The organism is Pseudomonas sp. Irchel s3f10 (assembly GCF_900187515.1).
Lineage (GTDB): Bacteria > Pseudomonadota > Gammaproteobacteria > Pseudomonadales > Pseudomonadaceae > Aquipseudomonas > Aquipseudomonas tensinigenes.
In genome coordinates this window covers 149,845-166,965 of the sequence record NZ_FYDZ01000010.1, presented here as the reverse complement: position 1 = coordinate 166,965, position 17,121 = coordinate 149,845, and the positions used below count along the sequence as shown (strand labels likewise).

Here is a 17,121-nt window from a genome sequence, read left to right as displayed (position 1 = left end):
TCACAGTTTAAAGTGCGGCACTTCGTTTCCAGCTGAGATACCGCGTCACCAGTTCGGCCCCCAACTCCGCTGGCCGAACATCCACCACCGGAACGCCATGAGCACTCAACTGCTCATGGAGTTCTGTTCGTTCATTCAAGTAACTCACCGTCCCGCAGTAGGCCAGAGCCTCAGGTAGCGTTTGCACCGGCGTATGGCGCAGGGTATCGAGCGTCTCCTCACGCAAACTCGCTACCAGTACTCGGTGTTGCGTGCTCAAACGTTTGACGGCGCCGAGCAGTTCTTCATCGTCTTCATCGCGCAGGTTGGTGACCAGTATCACCAGCGCCCGACGCTTTTGCCGGGCCAGCAACTGACTGGCGGCGGCCTGGTAATCGGCGGGGCGCTGGGTGGTGTCGAGGTCGTAGACACTGTTGAGCAGCGCGTTCAGTTGGCCGGCGCCTTTGACGGGTGCGAGATGGCGAGGTTGATCGCAGGCAAAGGTCATCAAGCCCACGGCGTCGCCCTGGCGCAGCGCGATGTAGCTGAGCAGCAGGCAGGCATTGAGTGCGTGATCGAAGTGCGACAGTTCATCGTCCTGGCTGCGCATGCGCCGGCCGCAGTCGAGCAGAAAGAGGATCTGCTGATCGCGCTCGTCCTGATACTCGCGGGCAATCGGTGTGCGTTGACGGGCGGTGGCTTTCCAGTCGATCTGGCGCAGGCTGTCGCCTTCACGGAATTCGCGCAACTGATGGAATTCCAGACCCTGACCGCGCCGTTGGCGCTGACGCACACCGAGCTGGCTGAGCCAGTTGTCCACGGCCAGCAGTTCACCGCCGTAGAGTCGGGCGAAGTCGGGGTAGACGCGGGTCTGGTCGCTGACATCGAGCAGGCGTTTGCCTGTCCATAATCCCAAGGGACTGGGCAGGCTGACTTCGCAGTGAGCGAAGCTGAAATGGCCGCGTTGGAGCGGGCGCAATCGATAACCGAGCAGGTTGCGCCGGCCGGGTTGCAATTCAATCGACAGCGGCAGGTTTTCGAAACTCAGCCCTGCTGGCGGGTGATCGAACAGTTCAATGTGCGTCGGTTCGCTGAAGTCATGTTCGACTTCCAGGCGCACTTCTCCCCAGCGCCCGAGCGCAAGGCTGCCCGGCATTTGCCGTGTGATGTGCGGTGTTGGCAGGCGTTGCAGGCGCAGGGCATCGAGCACCGCCAGGGCCAATAGCGCCAGCAGCAACCCCCAGTTGATCGATATCAGGCTGGCAGGGATGTCGACTTCCAGCGCCCGCAATGTACCCAGAACGATGCCGATCGCCAGCAGCAAGGCCAGCCAGATCAACAGCAGGCGTGAGGGTTTCACAGACGCGGCGCCGCAATCTGGTCGAGCAGTTGCTGCAGCACCTGATCGACCTGCAGCCCTTCAATGTCCAGCTCCGGGGCAATGCGTACGCGATGGCGCAGCACAGCCAGTGCGCAGCCTTTGATGTCATCCGGGATCACGAACTCACCGCCACGCAACAACGCGCGGGCACGGGCGCAACGCACCAGTGCGATCGAGGCGCGGGGCCCAGCGCCGAGAATCAGCCCCGGCCAGGTGCGCGTGCTACGGGCCAGACGCACGGCGTAGTCGAGCACCTGATCGTCCAGCGGCAAGTCACTGGCGATGCGTTGCAGGGCTTGCACATCCTTGGCTTGCAACACCGTGCGCAGCGGTTGCACATCGAGCATGTCGGCGCGGGTTGAACGGCTGACCTGGCGCACCATGTTCAACTCCTGATCCGCGTCCGGGTAGTCCATGCGTACCTTGAGCATGAAGCGGTCGAGCTCGGCTTCCGGCAGGGGATAGGTGCCTTCCTGTTCGATCGGGTTCTGCGTGGCCAGCACCATGAACGGTTGCGCGATGGGCAGGGCGCGGCCTTCGAGTGTGACCTGCCGTTCCTGCATCGCTTCGAGCAGTGCCGCCTGGGTTTTCGCCGGGGCGCGGTTGATCTCGTCGGCCAGCAACAGGTTGGTGAACAGCGGACCCTTGCGCAGCTTGAACTGCTCGGTTTGCAGGTCGTACACGGCGTGGCCGGTGACGTCGCTGGGCATTAGATCCGGGGTGAATTGAATCCGCGCAAACTCGCCGCCGAAACAACGGGCCAACGCGCGCACCAGCAGGGTTTTGCCTAACCCCGGCACACCTTCAAGCAATACGTGGCCACCGGCGATGAGCGCCGTGAGCACGTCGTCGATCACCTGGTTCTGGCCGATCAAGGCTTTCTGCAATTCGCCGCGCACCGCTTGCGCCAATTGGCTGGCACGCTGGCGTTGCTGGGCGGCGTGGCTGGCGCTGCCGGGCTCGATCTGTTCGGTCATAGCGTGTTCCTCAAGGTTTGCAGGTGGGCGACCTGGCGGCAGAAATCGGCGCTGGAGATCCGCCGGTTCGGCACCGGGCTCAGGGCCTGGCTGATAGCGCGGGTGGGTTGCCGGGTCAGGCGCGACAATGCCAGCCATTGTTCGGCAACGTTCAATTGATCAAAGCCGGGATGGCGGCGACGGGCGCGGCGCAACACATCCTGTTGCAGTGCTTGCAGCAGTGCCTGTTGGCCGTTGTGGCGCAGCAGGAAATCGGCACTGGCGCGCAGGTGCTCCTGCAACTGCCGGCGTCCGCTCGGAGCGGGTCGCTGAAGCGGGCCGTGGCGTACCGCGACGTGCCAGAGCCACAGGCCGATCAACGCGAGCAGGGCGACGATGGCTTGCGGGAAGTAGCGCCAGAGCAAGGTCAGCAGGCCATCGTGCTCGGTGTTGTAGATCAACGTGACGTCGGTATCGGCACTCAGGTACCAGAGCAGCCAGGCGTTGTCGTATTGGCTGATGATGTTGTTCTTCCACAACTCGGCATCGGTGACCACGGTGATCGAGCCAAGGCTGTAGGGCAGTTGCATCATGTGCGTGGCCTTGGCGCTGTTGGCCCAGGCTTGCGCAAGATTCTTCGGGTCGTCGAGGTGGAAGTCGGTGTCGAAGCCGGCGTAGGCCGGTGCGTCTTCGTCTTCCAGATAGAGTTTGGTCAATTGCGGGAAGCGGTCTGGCGCCACGTCGGCGGGCAGGTCTTTCAGATCCTTGCTCAGGGATTGATGCAGTTGCACCCGATCAAGCAACAGGTCATTGCTTTGTTTGCTCTGCTCATCCCACAGCGATTCGGCGACGAACACCAGCCGTCCGCCGGCCCGCGTCCAGTTCAACACTTGCTCAACCTGACGCGGAGTCATGCGCGAGCGGTCGTTGAACAACAGCAACGTATGACGGCGAGGGTCGATTTGCGGCAGTACCGCGAGGCTTTCGGCATGGCTGACCATGAGGCCGCGCTCGCGCAAAAACAGCTCGGCCGCCAGATAAGGATTGGCTTGCGCGGCGGGCGAGGGGCCGTGATCGACTTCTTCCTGATAAGGCTTGGCCTTGAGATAGAGGAACACGCTCAGCGTCCCGATTAACAGGGCGATCAACGCCGCGACCCACCACAGTGTCCGGCGACTCAACGGGCGGCTCCGGGGCCGAACAAGGCGCGCCAGCCATCGCACAATTCCTGCTGCATGGACGCCGGTGGTACTCGATGCCCGTAGGCCATGTTCTGCCAGTGATTAGTCAGGTTGCGGCTGAAGGCGAGCAGTTCGGGGCGTTGCAATTGCTCCACGTGCGCGAGCACCTGGAGTTCGGTGTCGGCGGGTTTCAGGCTCAGATCGAAGTCGTGAAGCAGATGGCTGAGCAGCCCTCGATAGAGCAGGCCCAACGCTGCGCGGGGTTGGCTTTGCCACAGTTGTTCGGCATGGGCGGCGATGTCGTCAGGCAAGGTGTCGCGGTTCAAATCCAGACCGAAGGCTTGCTGCGGAAACGCTCGTTTCGGTTTGGAAGGCAGTCTGGGGCGGCGGCTGACAAAGGCCTGGAGAAACTCGCGATAGCGCCAGACCAGCCAGCCCAGCGCAGCAATGAGCGTGCCCCACAACAGCACTTCAATGACCTTCGCCAGCACATTCAAGTGTTGTCCGTCGAGCCAGCCCAGCAGGGTTTTCAGCCACTGCGGCGCGTCACCCGGTTTTTGCGCTTCGGCAGGTTTCGCCGGATCTTCGCCAAAGCGATAGCGGGTGACGACTTCCTTGTTCTTGAACAGCGGCTGTTCAAGCAATGCCTTGATACTGTCCCGTGAGGCCTGGCTAGTGAGTGGTTGATTCAACAAGCGCGGTGCCTGCGGACTGTCATCAGGCTCGGCCGCCCAGGTCGACGGCATATTCGGCAGCACCAGACAGACCGCCAGCAGCAATCCCAACACAGCGTTGTTCAGCCGATGACGCAAGCGGCGGAACACCAGTTCGATGTCCCACGCTTCCAGTTGTGTGCGTCGGTTCAGATAAAGGCTGAAACCGCAGGCGACGTAGATCGGCTCCCACACCACCAGCACCAGCGCGTAGAAAGCATTGGTCAGATGTTCCAGCCAGCGCCAGTCTTGATCCGCCGCGAGAATCAGTGACTGCCAGCTCCAATCCGTTTCGACCTGTTGCGGCAGCAACATGTAGAACAGCACCATCAGGCCAATCCACAACGCGGTTTCCAGATGCACGCCGATGATCGTCAGCCATTGCGCAGCGCCGGCGTTGCGTTGCAGCAGCACGTGCAGGCGTTGTTGCCGGGCACTGCCGTCGAGACCTTCGAGTTGCACCACCGGCAGCAGAAAGCTGCGGCTGAAACTCAGGCGGCGCCAGGTCAGGCTGGCCAGCAGTTGCGGTTTGAGCAGGCGCGGCCATTCGCGCAGGGCTTGCTTGAGTGTCGGCGTTTCGCCAAACAGCGCTTGCGACAGGATGTACAGCGGCAGGCGTTCGTACGCCGGTTTCAACCACCAGAAGATAAACACCGCCAGCGACGGCGAATCCCACAGCAGCAGGCTGAGCAGGGCGAACAACGGCAGAGTGACGATCGCCCAACTGGTCATCAGCAGACGCCGGTGTTGCTGGCTCATCAGCACGCCGAGGTCCATGGCCTCCCAGGTCGTGCGCGGGCGGATCACCACGGTGGCGTCACTCAGGCGCATGACGGGTCCTTCCAGCGAACGACAGATAGAGCGCGACCAACGCCCAAAGCCCGGCGCCGACCAGATATTTGGTCAGCGGCGTGACAGTGGTTTTCGACGACCAATAGGCTTCGATAAACGCAGCAATCAGCAGGAACAACATCACGCCGCAGACCAGCAACACGCTTTTGCGCGCCGCCCGTTGCAGCGCTTCACCGCGCGTCAGCCGTCCGGGTGCGATCAACGCCCAGCCGAGTTCCAGGCCAGCCGCGCCGGCGAGGGCAATGGCGGTGAGTTCAAAGGCACCGTGGGCGATGACAAATGACCAGAAGGTCTGACCGAAACCGATCTCGCTCAGATGCCCGGCCACCGCGCCGATGACCATGCCGTTGTAGAGAAGAAAGAACGCACTGCCCACACCCAGCAACAAACCGCTGGCGAAAGTCTGGAAGGCAATGCCGATGTTGTGCATCACGTAGTAACCGAACATCACCCAGTCTTCGCTGGCCGCGCGCTCGGCGGGGCGCCCGAGATGGCCGGCGACCGGGTCATACATGCCTTGCATCTCGCGCACCTGATCGGCGGGGATCAGGTTGTAGATCAGTTCGGGAAACACGTACACCAACACGCCGACGCCGATCAGACTGGCGAAGAACAGCAGGCTGGCGACCAGTACAAACGGCCATTCGGCGCGTACCAGTCTGGGAAAGTCGGCGAGGATGAAACTCAGCACATTAGCGCCGAGCCGGCTGCGGTGGCGGTACAGCTGTTGATGCCCGCGTAACACTTGTTGTTGCAATGAGTCGATGAGAAAACTGCTGTAGCCGCGCTCCTGAGCCAGCGCGAGATGCTGACAAAGCCTGCGATAGGCCTTGGGGAAACCGGCGACTTGTGAGGTGTCCTTGCCATGTTCAAGGCGTTCGAGGGCCAGCGCAAAACGCTCCCATTCGGCCTTGTGGCGACTTTCGAAAAGGCTTTGCTTCATGTCGGGCCCAACAAGCCGCGAGCGATGCCGTTGAGTTCAGCGACAGCTTTGGGCGCGGAAATATGCAGAGGCTGGGCGAGCAGCGCCGCCAGTTCATTGACCCGCGCTGACGATAATTCCCCTTGGCGCTCGGCAAAACCCAGCACGGCGCGTTGTTCCGCGAGTGTCAGGGGGACGGGCGAACGCCGTGGTTCGGCTTCAGGCAGTTGCGGGCGAGTCAGCGGGCGTTCGCTGTAGACCACCAACGTACCGGCAGCGATGTCGCCGAGGCGTTTGAAGGTCGGGTGGTGCAGGCAACTGAGGGTGCCAAGGAAGTAGCCGAAGGGCAGCAGATCGACAAAGCGCAGCAGGTTGCGCAGCAGCGAGGCCGACCAGCCAATCGGAGTGCCGTCATCGTGCACCACGCGCAGCCCCATCCATTGTTTACCCGGCGAGCGGCCCTGACGCAGCACTTCGAACAGCACCATGTACCACCAACTGATCGCAAACATCAGCAGTGAACCCAGGCCCATGCCGAGCTTGCCGAGAAACGCCAGGGCGATGAACAGCACGCCCATGATCAGGCCGCGAATACCCAGATCGATCGCGAAGGCCACGGCCCGCACCATCAACCCGGCGGGGCGCAACGGCAGATCGATGCCTTCCGGCGTTTCGACCTGATACCGCGTATCCAGCGGCGGGGCCAGCGGTGCTTTCCTTGGCGGTGCTGTAGGCTCGAGCATGGGCTACCTGATGTTCGCCTGTTCGGGGTGCAAGTGAGGTCGATGCTAGCAGCCTCACGGGGGGAAACGACATAACTATGTATTGCACCGCGTGTGGCTCGCAGTGATTGAATGACGCGAGGCTGGCCGCGAGCGCGGTTGAACGCCTAGACTTCGCCGATCTTCAGTTCAGGAACCGCCCGTGACTTCAATCTTCTGGTACGACTACGAAACCACTGGCATCAATCCCCGCTGCGACCGTCCGTTGCAGGTCGCCGGGATTCGCACCGATCATGACCTCAACGAGATCGATGAGCCGGTCAACCTCTACTGCCAGCCCAGCGAAGACATCCTGCCGCACCCGGCGGCGTGCGCCATCACGGGCATCACCCCGGGCCAGCTCGCCGAAAACGGTTTGAGCGAAGCGGATTTCATGACCCGTGTTCATGCGCAACTGGCTGCTCCCGGCACCTGCGGGGCGGGTTACAACACCTTGCGTTTCGACGACGAGATGACGCGCTACAGTTTGTATCGCAATTTCTTCGATCCTTACGCCCGCGAGTGGCAGGGCGGTAACAGTCGCTGGGATCTGATCGACGTGGTGCGCGCCGCCTACGCGCTGCGTCCCGACGGGCTGGTCTGGCCGACGGACGACGACGGGCGGGTGACGCTCAAGCTCGAACGCCTGACCGCCGCCAACCATATTGATCACGGTCATGCCCACGAAGCCCTGTCGGACGTGCGCGCGACCATCGCCCTGGCGCGGTTGATCCGTCAGAAGCAGCCAAAACTGTATGACTGGCTGTTCCAATTGCGCAGCAAGCAAAAGGTCATGGATCAGATTCGCTTGTTGCAGCCGCTGGTGCATGTTTCCGGGCGCTTCTCGGCGGCGCGCAGTTATGTTGGCGTGGTGCTGCCGCTGGCCTGGCACCCGAAAAACCGCAACGCGTTGATCGTCTGCGACCTGCACCTCGATCCGCAGGGCTTGCTCGATCTGGATGCGCAAACCCTGCGCCAGCGCTTGTACACCCGCCGTGGCGATTTGCCTGAGGGCGAGTTGCCGGTGCCGCTCAAGCTGATTCATGTCAACCGATGCCCGGTGGTGGCTCCGCTGTCGGTACTGCGTGCGCAGGATCAGCAAAGGCTGGGTCTGGACATGGCGCTTTATCAGGAACGCGCGCTGCGACTAACTGACGCACAACAAGTTTGGAAAGATAAAGTTGCTGCGATTTATGTCAGCGAAGATTTCACCCCGAGCGAGGATCCGGAACAACAGTTGTACGACGGTTTTATCGGTGACCGCGACCGGCGTCTATGTGAGCAAGTGAGGAGCGCTGACCCTTCGCAATTAGCGCAAGAGCAATGGCCTTTCGATGATGAACGTTTGCCTGAATTACTCTTTCGATATCGAGCACGTAACTTTCCCGAGACCTTGAGTTTTGAAGAGCAGGAACGCTGGCGGATATTTTGTCAGCAGCGTTTGTCCACACCTGAATGGGGTGCGCCGAATACCTTGCAATCTTTTACAGAGGCCGCAGAGCAATGGTCGCTTAGTGCGACACCGATGCAGAGAGCCGTACTCGATGAATGGCAGAATTATGTCCAGGCATTACGCAAACGTTTGAATCTTTGAAATCGAACATGATCGGCGCTAATTTTCGCGGATAAAAAAAACGCCAGCATTCGCTGGCGTTTCTTTTCGTGGCAGATTGGTCTGCGACGGGTACTGCGGCTTAGCCCAGCAGGGTAGCCCAGCCTTCAACCACATCACCGCCCCACTTGGCTTTCCACTCTTTCAGAGTTTTGTGGTTGCCACCTTTGGTTTCGATGACTTCGCCGTTGTGCGGGTTTTTGTATTGTTTAACTTTGCGCGCACGCTTGGTGCCGGTAGTTTTTACTGCGCCACCGCGTGGTGCTTTGGTTTTCGATTCTGGATCCAGCAGCGCGATGATGTCACGCAGGGATTTGGAATATTCACCCATCAGGGTGCGCAGTTTGCCTTCGAATTCCAGCTCGGCTTGCAGTTTGTCGTCTTCGGACAGGTTCTTCAAACGGGCTTGCAGCTCTTTGATAGCTTCTTCGGTGGCGCGATATTCGTTGATCAAGGACATGATTACTACCTTAGTAGAGTGCTGAATGGCAGGGGACAGTGCCGCAATAATAGTCAGGCTGTTTCATCAAGTAAACATTTAACCGGACTTTTTATTTAAATTAGTTACGAAAGAAACCGGCAATTTGAATGTTCAGTTAAATAGTGTGATGCAGTCATCACAGATATTCACAGTCAAAGGATCAAACAGGGCTCGCGCAGCGCCACGAGGGTGACGTTTGTCGCCGTCAGAAATCCGAGTGTCGAAGCAGTGCGCGCTTGGGCGCTCATCAGTACTGCAGTTTTGCCGCGCAATCGCTAGAATGGCCGCCTTTGCGAAGTTCTGGAGTTCCCCCCTCATGCGCACTTTTCGGCTGGTGATATCTTGCCCGGACCGCGTTGGCATCGTTGCCAAAGTCAGTAATTTTCTGGCAGCCCACAACGGCTGGATCACCGAAGCGAGCCACCACTCGGACAATCAGGTCGGCTGGTTCTTCATGCGTCACGAAATTCGTGCCGATTCGCTGCCTTTCGGAATTGAAGTTCTGCGCGAGAAGTTCGCGCCGATCGCCGAAGAGTTCTCGATGGACTGGCGCATCACCGACACCGAGCAGAAAAAACGTGTTGTGCTGATGGCCAGCCGCGAATCCCACTGCCTTGCTGACTTGTTGCACCGCTGGCACAGCGATGAGCTGGACTGTGAAATCTCCTGCGTGATTTCCAACCACGACGACCTGCGCAGCATGGTCGAGTGGCATGGCATTCCTTACTACCATGTCCCGGTCAATCCGCAGGACAAGCAACCGGCCTTCGACGAAGTGTCGCGTCTGGTCAAACAGCACGATGCCGAAGTGGTGGTGCTGGCGCGTTATATGCAGATTCTGCCGCCAGACATGTGCCGTGAATATGCGCACAAGGTCATCAACATTCACCACAGCTTCCTGCCGTCGTTCGTCGGCGCCAAGCCGTATCACCAGGCGTCGCTGCGTGGTGTGAAGCTGATCGGCGCGACTTGCCACTACGTGACCGAAGAGCTGGACGCCGGTCCGATCATCGAGCAGGACGTGGTCCGTGTCAGCCACAGTGACAGCATTGAAGACATGGTGCGTTTCGGCCGTGATGTCGAGAAGATGGTGCTGGCTCGTGGCCTGCGTTATCACCTCGAAGATCGCGTGCTGGTGCACGGTAACAAGACTGTGGTGTTCTGATCGAACTCACGCAGGCTTGAAAAACCAAGGGTCTGGGCGTTCAATCGCCCAGACCCTTGTTCATTTCAGCCCCGAGGAAACCTTCATGAGTGATCCACTGGACAAAGCCACTTCCAAAGCACCGGCGACTTTGGGTGAGGGTTGTTTGAGTCGATTTGATCCCGAGGACATGAGCCCGGAGGATGGCACCGAGTTTCCCGGCGCTGCCGAGTTGTGGGAACAACTCAAACCGGAGTCTGATGATGAAACAGTGGATGCCTGAAAAGATCGCAGCCTTCGGCAGCTCCTACATTGAAACCCTATCCCTGTAGGAGCTGCCGAAGGCTGCGATCTTTTAAGCTTGACGCACTTTCATGAGTTTCCTTAGCAAAGGCCGGCCCAGCATCAACAAAAACACCGGCCCTCCGATCAGCAGATAAAAGTAATACGTCACCACCCGCCAGATCAGAATCGCCGCCGCTGCGGTGGATTTCCCCACCATCGGCGCCAACAGCGCTGCCGACGTCAACTCTGCCGCCCCAGCACCGCCTGGCAACAGACTGAACTGGCCAGCGCCCAGCGAGAGCATCTGCACCAGAAAACTCCAGGCCCACTGCAAGTCCGCGCCCAACCCGCGTAGCGCCAGATACAGCACGCTGTAGCGCAGCAACCAATGCACACAGGTCAGAGCGAATACTTTGATCAATGTTTGCCAGGGCAACTTCAACGTATCGGTAAACGCCGCGAGAAAGTGCAGTAACTTGCGCGCCCAGCGACGACGGGTACCGGCCTTGACGTTCATCCTTGCCAACAGGCGACCGCTCAGGCGAATCAAGGTGCGGTGATAGCGCGCGACCAGCACACAACTGAACAATCCCCCGAACAGCGAAATCGCACTGACGGTCAGTAACCACTCGAGGCGATCACTGAGGTGCTGGAACAGCGCATAAATCAGAATCCCGCTGAGGGCGCAGAGAAAGAACAGCAAATCGCTGAGCTGATCCATGGCAAACACCGCGCTGCCCCGCGCCGGACGCACGCCTGATCGGGCCAGCAGGGCCATGATCGTCAGCGGTCCGCCACTGCCGCCGGGTGTCGCGCAATAGGCGAACTCGGCGGCCATCACTACTCCAAGGCTTTGCAGCGGCGTGACGCGCTCGCGCTGATCACCGAGCAACAGGCGCAGGCGCAAGGTATTGATGCCCCAGCAGAGCAGGATCATGCCGAACATGATCAGCAGCCAGTGCAACGGGAAACTCTGCAGTCGCGCCCAGGTTTCGCCGCCACCCAGCACAACCGGAATCAGCACCGCCGCGAGCAGGCCGATCAGCAAGAGAATGCCGCGACTCATGCGACACGTCCCCATTGACCGCGCTGTTGGTCGAGCCAGTGGATTTTGCTCATCGGTACGCGTCCTTCACTCAGTAGTCGTTCGAGGGTGTGCAGCCAGTAATCACGGGAATAACCGTGGTGCATGTCCACGGGATGCAAGCCTAGACGAATCACCGGCGCCTGACGCCAACGCAGTTGACGCTGCTCGTTGACAATCTTCGATAAGCCCCTTCGCCAGGCGCTGCGGGCGCTCCAGACCAGACCAGGCGCATCGAGGGGGGTGAAATCCGGCAAACGATAAAGATGCTGCGGATCACTGGTGTAGCGCAGCGGTAACTCGCGCAGGGCCTGGCGGGTGCCGTCGCTCATCAACCACGCCGGGGCAACGAAACCGTGCAGCGGCCAGTCGCGGTGCTGGAAGATTTCGATGCCGGCGCGCAGACGGGCGAGGGCGGTTTCACGGGTTAAACGATAGAACTCGCCTTCATGGGTGTAAACGCGGCGCATGAACCAGTCGCGCGGTGTCGTCGGGCCGGGCTCCTGGTCATCGTGGAAATAACCATGCAACGCCAACTCATCGCCACGGGCAACGCGCGTATCGAGCATTTGGCAAAATGCCGGGTGATCGTCGAGGGCATTGTGCCGGTGGAAGTCGGGTACGACCAGCCACGTCATCGGCACGTTGCCCAATGCGTCGACGGCCTCGACAAACGGTTGGTAGTCCGCCCACGTCGACGGTGCCACATCGTGCAGCACCAGCAAGACGGCGGGATTATTCACCGATTCAGGCATTGGCCACCCGTGGCAGCGTATGTCCGAGAACCGCGTGATAGTGGCCCAACAGACTGTCGACCACCGTGTCCCAGGCGTAGTGAGTTTCGACATGCTGGCGGGCCTGAGCGCCGAGCCTGGTACAGCCGCGACTGAACAGTTCGCGCACGGCATTGGCCATCGCCTGCGGGTTGTTCGGTGCACAAAGCAGGCCGCAGGATTCAGTGACAATCTCTTCGAATGCCCCGGCCGCCACCGCCACCACGGGAATGCCGCAGGCCATGGCTTCGAGGATCACCAGGCCGAAGGTTTCCTGATCGCCGGCATGCAGCAAGGCATCCGCACTGGCCATCAACTGCGCGACGCGTGGCGCGGGGCAGAATTCGTTGATCACGCTGACGTTGTCCGGCACGGCCGTGGGCATCGACGAACCGACCAGCAACAAGTGATAACGCGGGCCGAGGCGTTGCATGCATTTGAGCAGCACCGGCAGGTTTTTCTCTTTCGAACCGCGCCCGGCGAAAATCAACAGGCGAGTGTCCTCGGCGATGCCCAGCTCCGCACGCAGATTGCTGTCTCCTGCATCCGGATGAAAGGTCTGCAGATCCACACCCAGCGGCTGTACGAAAACATTACGTACGCCGAGGCCGGTAAGCTTGTCAGCCATGACCTGACTGGGTGCGAGCACTCGGTCGAAGTTGCCGTAAAGTTTGGTGACGTACGCCTCGATATTCGGCGTGACCCAATGGCCCATGCGATTGCTGATCAGCAGCGGCAGATCCGAGTGATAGAAGCCGATCACCGGCACATCGAGTTGCCGTCGCGCATCCAGCGCGGCCCATGCGGTCAGGTAAGGGTCACCGACTTCGATCAGATCAGGCTGCAAATCCTGCAGGACATTTCGCCAAGGGGCGAGGCGAAGGGGGAAGCGATAACCCTTGCCGAACGGCAGGGCGGGGGCGGGAACCGTATAAACACCGTCGTGTTCGCTGAAATGCGCACCGGGGATCAACAGGCTGTGGCGAGTGCCGGGTTTGACGCTCAACCGGCGGTGTTTGGCATCCAGATAAGTACGCACGCCACCGCTGGCCGGGGCGTAGAACATGGTGATGTCGGCGATATGCACGGTGATCAACCCTCCGCTGCGTGGTTCTCCCTTGGTTGACCTTTATCAAGAATAGATGTTCGGTCGGGATTGCGCGGTAGAGCTGAAGAGCACCCTCACCCTAACCCTCTCCCGGAGGGAGAGGGGACTGACCGAGGAGGATGTTGGAGGTACGCCGACTTGAGAGACCTGAGTCGAACTCGAATTTTGAACAGCATGAAGATCGGCTCCCTTTCCCCCTCGCCCCCCTGGGGGAGAGGGCTGGGGTGAGGGGGGGAAGCTCTTGATCTTCAGATCCGGAAGCTGCCAACCAACTGCTTCAGACGCGAAGCCTGCTGCTCCAGGTCCGAACACGCCCGCAACGTCGCCTGCAAGTTCTCCACGCCTTCCTGGTTCAGCGTGTTGATCTCGGTGATATCGACATTGATCGACTCAACTACCGCGGTCTGCTCCTCGGTCGCGGTCGCCACCGACTGGTTCATCCCGTCGATCTCGCCAATGCGCTGAGTCACGCTGTTCAAGCGCTCCCCGGCCAGGTTGGCAATCTCGACACTGTCCTGACTGTGGCGCTGGCTATCGCTCATGGTGCTCACCGATTCACGGGCGCCGACCTGCAGCTCCTCGATCATGGTCTGCACTTGTTGCGCCGATTCCTGGGTGCGATGCGCCAGATTGCGCACTTCATCGGCCACCACAGCAAAACCACGACCGGCCTCACCGGCACGCGCCGCTTCAATCGCCGCGTTAAGCGCGAGCAGGTTGGTTTGCTGGGAAATGCTGGTGATCACTTCAAGAATCTGGCCGATGTTCACGGTTTTGCTGTTCAGCGATTCGATGTTACTGCTCGACGCGCTGAGCATGTTCGATAGTTGATTCATCGCCTTGATGCTGCGATCCACCACTTGCTGGCCGTCTTCAGCCAGACCGCGTGCATCACTGGCCTGATTCGAGGCCTGGGCGGCATTGCGGGCGATTTCCTGCGCCGCAGCACCAAGCTGATTGATCGCTGCAGCGACACTGCTGGTGCGCGAGGCTTGCTGGTCGGAGTTGTACATCGACGAGTTCGACGCAGCGACCACGCGCAGGGCGACTTCGTTGACTTGTCCGGTCGCCGAAGACACTTCGCGGATCGAACCGTGAATACGCTCGACGAACCGGTTGAACGCGGTACCGAGGATGCCGAATTCATCGTTATTGACGATGGTCAGGCGTTTGGTCAGGTCGCCTTCACCATCGGCAATGTCTTCCATGGCGCGGGTCATTACATGCAGCGGCTGGATCAGCAGGCGGATCAGCATGCCGAGCAGGGCAATGATGATCGCCACGGCAATCACGGTCGCGATTACTGCCGAGGTGCGGAATTCGCTGAGCATCGCGAACGCCTGATCCTTGTCCACCGACAGACCGATGTACCAGTTCACCGACGGCAGGCCTTTGATCGGCGCGAAGGTGACGATGCGCGTCTTGCCGTCGACGGTGACTTCACTGAAGTCGCTGCTGATGCGCGGGGTGTCCTGCGGATAGGCTTCTTTCAGTGATTTCATCACCAAGGCCTTGTCCGGGTGCACGAGGATCTTGCCATCGGCGCTGACCAGGAACACATAACCCATGCCGTCGAAATCCCGGGCGGCGAGGGTGTCGACCAGCGATTGCAGACTCAGGTCACCGCCAACCACACCGACGCTCTGACCGGCCTTTTTCGAGGCGGTGGCGATGGAAATGATCAACTGGCCGGTGGCGGCGTCGATGTACGGTTCGGTCAGGGTCGAGGTGCTGCTGCTTTCGGCACCTTTATACCAAGGGCGCACGCGTGGATCGAAACCGTCCGGCATCTTCGCATCCGGGCGGATGGTGAAGTGGCCAGTGGCATCGCCCAGATAGGAAGCCATGAACGTCGACGTCAGGGCTTTCTGTTCCAGCAAGCTGGCGACGTTGGCAGGTTCGGGGTAGATGGCAATGTTCTGGGCGGCGTTTTCGATCAGCAGAATGCGACCGCTGAGCCAGGTCTGGATATTGCCGGCAGTGACCTCGCCCATTTCGTTGAGGTAGTTGTTCAGGTCATCGCGGATCGCATTGCGCTGTAGCCAGTCGTTGTACAGCGTAAACGAGGCAAAGGCGGCGATAACGATGAGGGCGGCGGCAAGCAAAATTTTATGGCTGAAGCGCAGATTTTTGTTCATGGCTTGGGGTTCCGCTAAGGTCTTAATGTCCAGGGCGTGCTTTTATAGAAGCGCGCAAAATGGGCAAGGGTGAAAACAAGCTGATATTTCCGTCTCTCCTTAGGGAAATGTCCGGCCTGACTTGTGGTCGGGTCTCTCACTCTTCTTTATCGGCCATGCAGAATCAAAGATTAACCATTGGGTGACAAAATGCCTGACTCCTCGCAACTCGTAATCGGCGCCGACCTCGCAGGCCAACAGATTGCTCAGGCCATGCGCCTGGCGAACCGCCACGGACTGGTCGCCGGCGCCACCGGTACCGGTAAAACCGTCACCTTGCAACGTTTGGCCGAGGCGTTCAGCGACGCCGGGGTCGCGGTGTTTGCCGCTGACATCAAGGGCGATCTGTGTGGCCTCGGTGCCGCCGGCAACCCGCAAGGCAAGGTCGCCGAGCGTATCGCCGGGATGGCGTGGCTAAACCACAAGCCGCAGGCGTATCCGGTGACCTTGTGGGATATCCACGGTGAGTCCGGTCATCCGTTGCGCACCACGTTGAGCGAAATGGGCCCGCTGCTGATTGGCAGCCTGCTGGAGCTGACCGACAGTCAGCAGTCGGCGCTCTACGCAGCCTTTAAGGTTGCCGATCGCGAGGGCCTGTTGCTGCTGGATCTGAAAGACCTGAAAGCGCTGCTCAATCACCTCAAGGACAATCCGCAGCTGTTGGGCGATGACGCCGCGCTGATGACTACTGGCTCCAGTCAGGCACTGTTGCGCCGCTTGGCGATCCTTGAGCAGCAGGGCGCTGAAGCCTTGTTCGGCGAACCGGCACTGCAACTCGAAGACATTCTGCAACCGACCGCCGATGGCCGTGGGCGTATTCACTTGCTCGACGCCAGCCGTCTGGTGCACGAGGCGCCGAAGGTCTACGCAACGTTCCTGTTGTGGCTGCTGGCTGAGCTGTTCGAGCAGTTGCCGGAGCGCGGCGATGCCGACAAACCGCTGCTGGCGCTGTTTTTCGATGAAGCGCATTTGCTCTTTGGCGATACGCCCAAGGCCTTGCAGGAACGGCTGGAGCAAGTGGTGCGTTTGATCCGTTCCAAAGGCGTTGGCGTGTACTTCGTCACGCAGTCGCCGGCGGACTTGCCGGATGACGTGCTGGCGCAACTCGGCTTACGCATTCAGCACGGTTTGCGCGCCTTTACCGCCAAAGAGCAGAAATCCCTGCGCGCGGTGGCTGACGGCTTCCGGCCGAATCCGGCGTTTGACAGTTTGTCAGTGTTGACTGAACTGGGGATTGGCGAGGCCTTGGTCGGTACGCTGACTGAAAAAGGCACGCCGGAAATGGTCCAGCGCGTACTCGTGGCGCCACCGCAATCGCGAATCGGGCCGTTGACTGAAACCGAACGCACGGTGCTGATTGCCGGCTCGCCGTTCAAGGGGCGCTATGACAAGCCGATTGATCGGGAGTCGGCGTATGAAATTCTGATGGGGCGCAAAGGGCTGGCGCCGGAGGCCGAAGTGCCAGCGGGTAAGCCAGCAGATGAAGAGCCTAGCCTGGCCGACAGGGCAGGGGAGTTCCTCGGTACGGCGGCAGGGCAGGCGTTGAAGTCGGCGATGCGCCAAGCTGCCAATAACCTCGGTAAGCAATTGGTTCGCGGCTTGATGGGCTCTTTGCTCGGAGGCAGCAAACGCCGCTAAAAGCAAAGATCGCAGCCTGCGGCAGCTCCTACAGGAGAATTGCGTTTCATCTGTAGGAGCTGCCGCAGGCTGCG

15 protein-coding genes and 1 pseudogene are annotated in these 17,121 nt (G+C 60.2%); 4 read left to right on the top strand and 12 right to left on the bottom strand.

Annotation, left to right across the window (positions count from 1 at the left end; all coding sequences use genetic code 11):
* Positions 1-7: 7 nt before the first annotated feature.
* The 6 genes from CKW17_RS20885 to CKW17_RS20860 are packed head-to-tail and all read right to left on the bottom strand — an operon-like array spanning position 8 to position 6,727.
* The gene (locus CKW17_RS20885; RefSeq protein ID WP_095121339.1) at positions 8-1,339 is read right to left on the bottom strand and encodes a DUF58 domain-containing protein; all 1,332 of its coding nucleotides are present in this window, start codon (positions 1,337-1,339) and stop codon (positions 8-10) included.
* Complete coding sequence (locus CKW17_RS20880) at positions 1,336-2,337, bottom strand: MoxR family ATPase (protein ID WP_016983118.1); 1,002 nt, start codon at positions 2,335-2,337, stop codon at positions 1,336-1,338. The genes CKW17_RS20885 and CKW17_RS20880 overlap by 4 nt, the downstream gene beginning before the upstream one ends.
* Positions 2,334-3,497, bottom strand: coding sequence for a DUF4350 domain-containing protein (locus CKW17_RS20875; RefSeq protein ID WP_095121338.1), 1,164 nt, complete (start codon positions 3,495-3,497; stop codon positions 2,334-2,336). Before CKW17_RS20875 ends, CKW17_RS20880 begins: the two co-directional genes overlap by 4 nt.
* Positions 3,494-5,041, bottom strand: coding sequence for a DUF4129 domain-containing protein (locus tag CKW17_RS20870; RefSeq protein ID WP_095121336.1), 1,548 nt, complete (start codon positions 5,039-5,041; stop codon positions 3,494-3,496). Before CKW17_RS20870 ends, CKW17_RS20875 begins: the two co-directional genes overlap by 4 nt.
* On the bottom strand, positions 5,028-6,005 hold the full coding sequence (locus CKW17_RS20865) for a stage II sporulation protein M (protein WP_095121395.1): 978 nt from the start codon (positions 6,003-6,005) through the stop codon (positions 5,028-5,030). The genes CKW17_RS20870 and CKW17_RS20865 overlap by 14 nt, the downstream gene beginning before the upstream one ends.
* Positions 6,002-6,727 carry an RDD family protein gene (locus tag CKW17_RS20860; RefSeq protein ID WP_095121334.1) on the bottom strand — a complete coding sequence of 242 codons (726 nt, stop codon included), beginning with the start codon at positions 6,725-6,727 and terminating at the stop codon, positions 6,002-6,004. The genes CKW17_RS20865 and CKW17_RS20860 overlap by 4 nt, the downstream gene beginning before the upstream one ends.
* A 181-nt stretch (positions 6,728-6,908) precedes the next feature.
* Here CKW17_RS20860 and sbcB point away from each other — a divergent pair, with 181 nt between their 5' ends.
* Positions 6,909-8,339: an exodeoxyribonuclease I gene (gene sbcB / locus CKW17_RS20855; protein WP_095121333.1), complete on the top strand. Its 1,431-nt coding sequence runs from the start codon at positions 6,909-6,911 to the stop codon at positions 8,337-8,339.
* A 100-nt stretch (positions 8,340-8,439) separates the two neighbouring features.
* Here sbcB and mvaT read toward each other — a convergent pair whose 3' ends face one another.
* Positions 8,440-8,817, bottom strand: a complete 378-nt coding sequence (gene mvaT / locus CKW17_RS20850) for a histone-like nucleoid-structuring protein MvaT (RefSeq protein WP_016983124.1) — start codon at positions 8,815-8,817, stop codon at positions 8,440-8,442.
* Between the two features lie 337 nt (positions 8,818-9,154).
* Between mvaT and purU the strand changes: the two genes are divergently transcribed.
* Positions 9,155-10,003, top strand: coding sequence for a formyltetrahydrofolate deformylase (gene purU / locus CKW17_RS20845; RefSeq protein ID WP_007912774.1), 849 nt, complete (start codon positions 9,155-9,157; stop codon positions 10,001-10,003).
* Between the two features lie 85 nt (positions 10,004-10,088).
* Complete coding sequence (locus CKW17_RS30420; protein WP_176470102.1) at positions 10,089-10,265, top strand: hypothetical protein; 177 nt, start codon at positions 10,089-10,091, stop codon at positions 10,263-10,265.
* A gap of 72 nt (positions 10,266-10,337) precedes the next feature.
* Here CKW17_RS30420 and CKW17_RS20840 read toward each other — a convergent pair whose 3' ends face one another.
* The 5 genes and pseudogenes from CKW17_RS20840 to CKW17_RS30860 form a co-directional block, all read right to left on the bottom strand.
* A complete protein-coding gene (locus tag CKW17_RS20840; RefSeq protein ID WP_095121331.1) occupies positions 10,338-11,333 on the bottom strand; it encodes a lysylphosphatidylglycerol synthase transmembrane domain-containing protein in 996 nt (331 codons plus the stop codon).
* A complete protein-coding gene (locus CKW17_RS20835) occupies positions 11,330-12,106 on the bottom strand; it encodes a DUF2334 domain-containing protein (RefSeq protein ID WP_095121330.1) in 777 nt (258 codons plus the stop codon). The genes CKW17_RS20840 and CKW17_RS20835 overlap by 4 nt, the downstream gene beginning before the upstream one ends.
* Entirely contained in the window at positions 12,099-13,211 is a 1,113-nt protein-coding gene (locus tag CKW17_RS20830) for a glycosyltransferase family 1 protein (RefSeq protein ID WP_095121393.1), read from the bottom strand. Before CKW17_RS20830 ends, CKW17_RS20835 begins: the two co-directional genes overlap by 8 nt.
* Before the next feature lie 269 nt (positions 13,212-13,480).
* Entirely contained in the window at positions 13,481-14,245 is a 765-nt protein-coding gene (locus tag CKW17_RS30865) for a methyl-accepting chemotaxis protein (protein ID WP_371850964.1), read from the bottom strand.
* A gap of 93 nt (positions 14,246-14,338) precedes the next feature.
* Positions 14,339-15,370, bottom strand: a pseudogene (locus CKW17_RS30860) (cache domain-containing protein); the annotation flags it as partial.
* Between the two features lie 189 nt (positions 15,371-15,559).
* Here CKW17_RS30860 and CKW17_RS20820 point away from each other — a divergent pair.
* Entirely contained in the window at positions 15,560-17,047 is a 1,488-nt protein-coding gene (locus CKW17_RS20820; RefSeq protein ID WP_095121392.1) for a helicase HerA-like domain-containing protein, read from the top strand.
* Positions 17,048-17,121 lie beyond the last annotated feature (74 nt).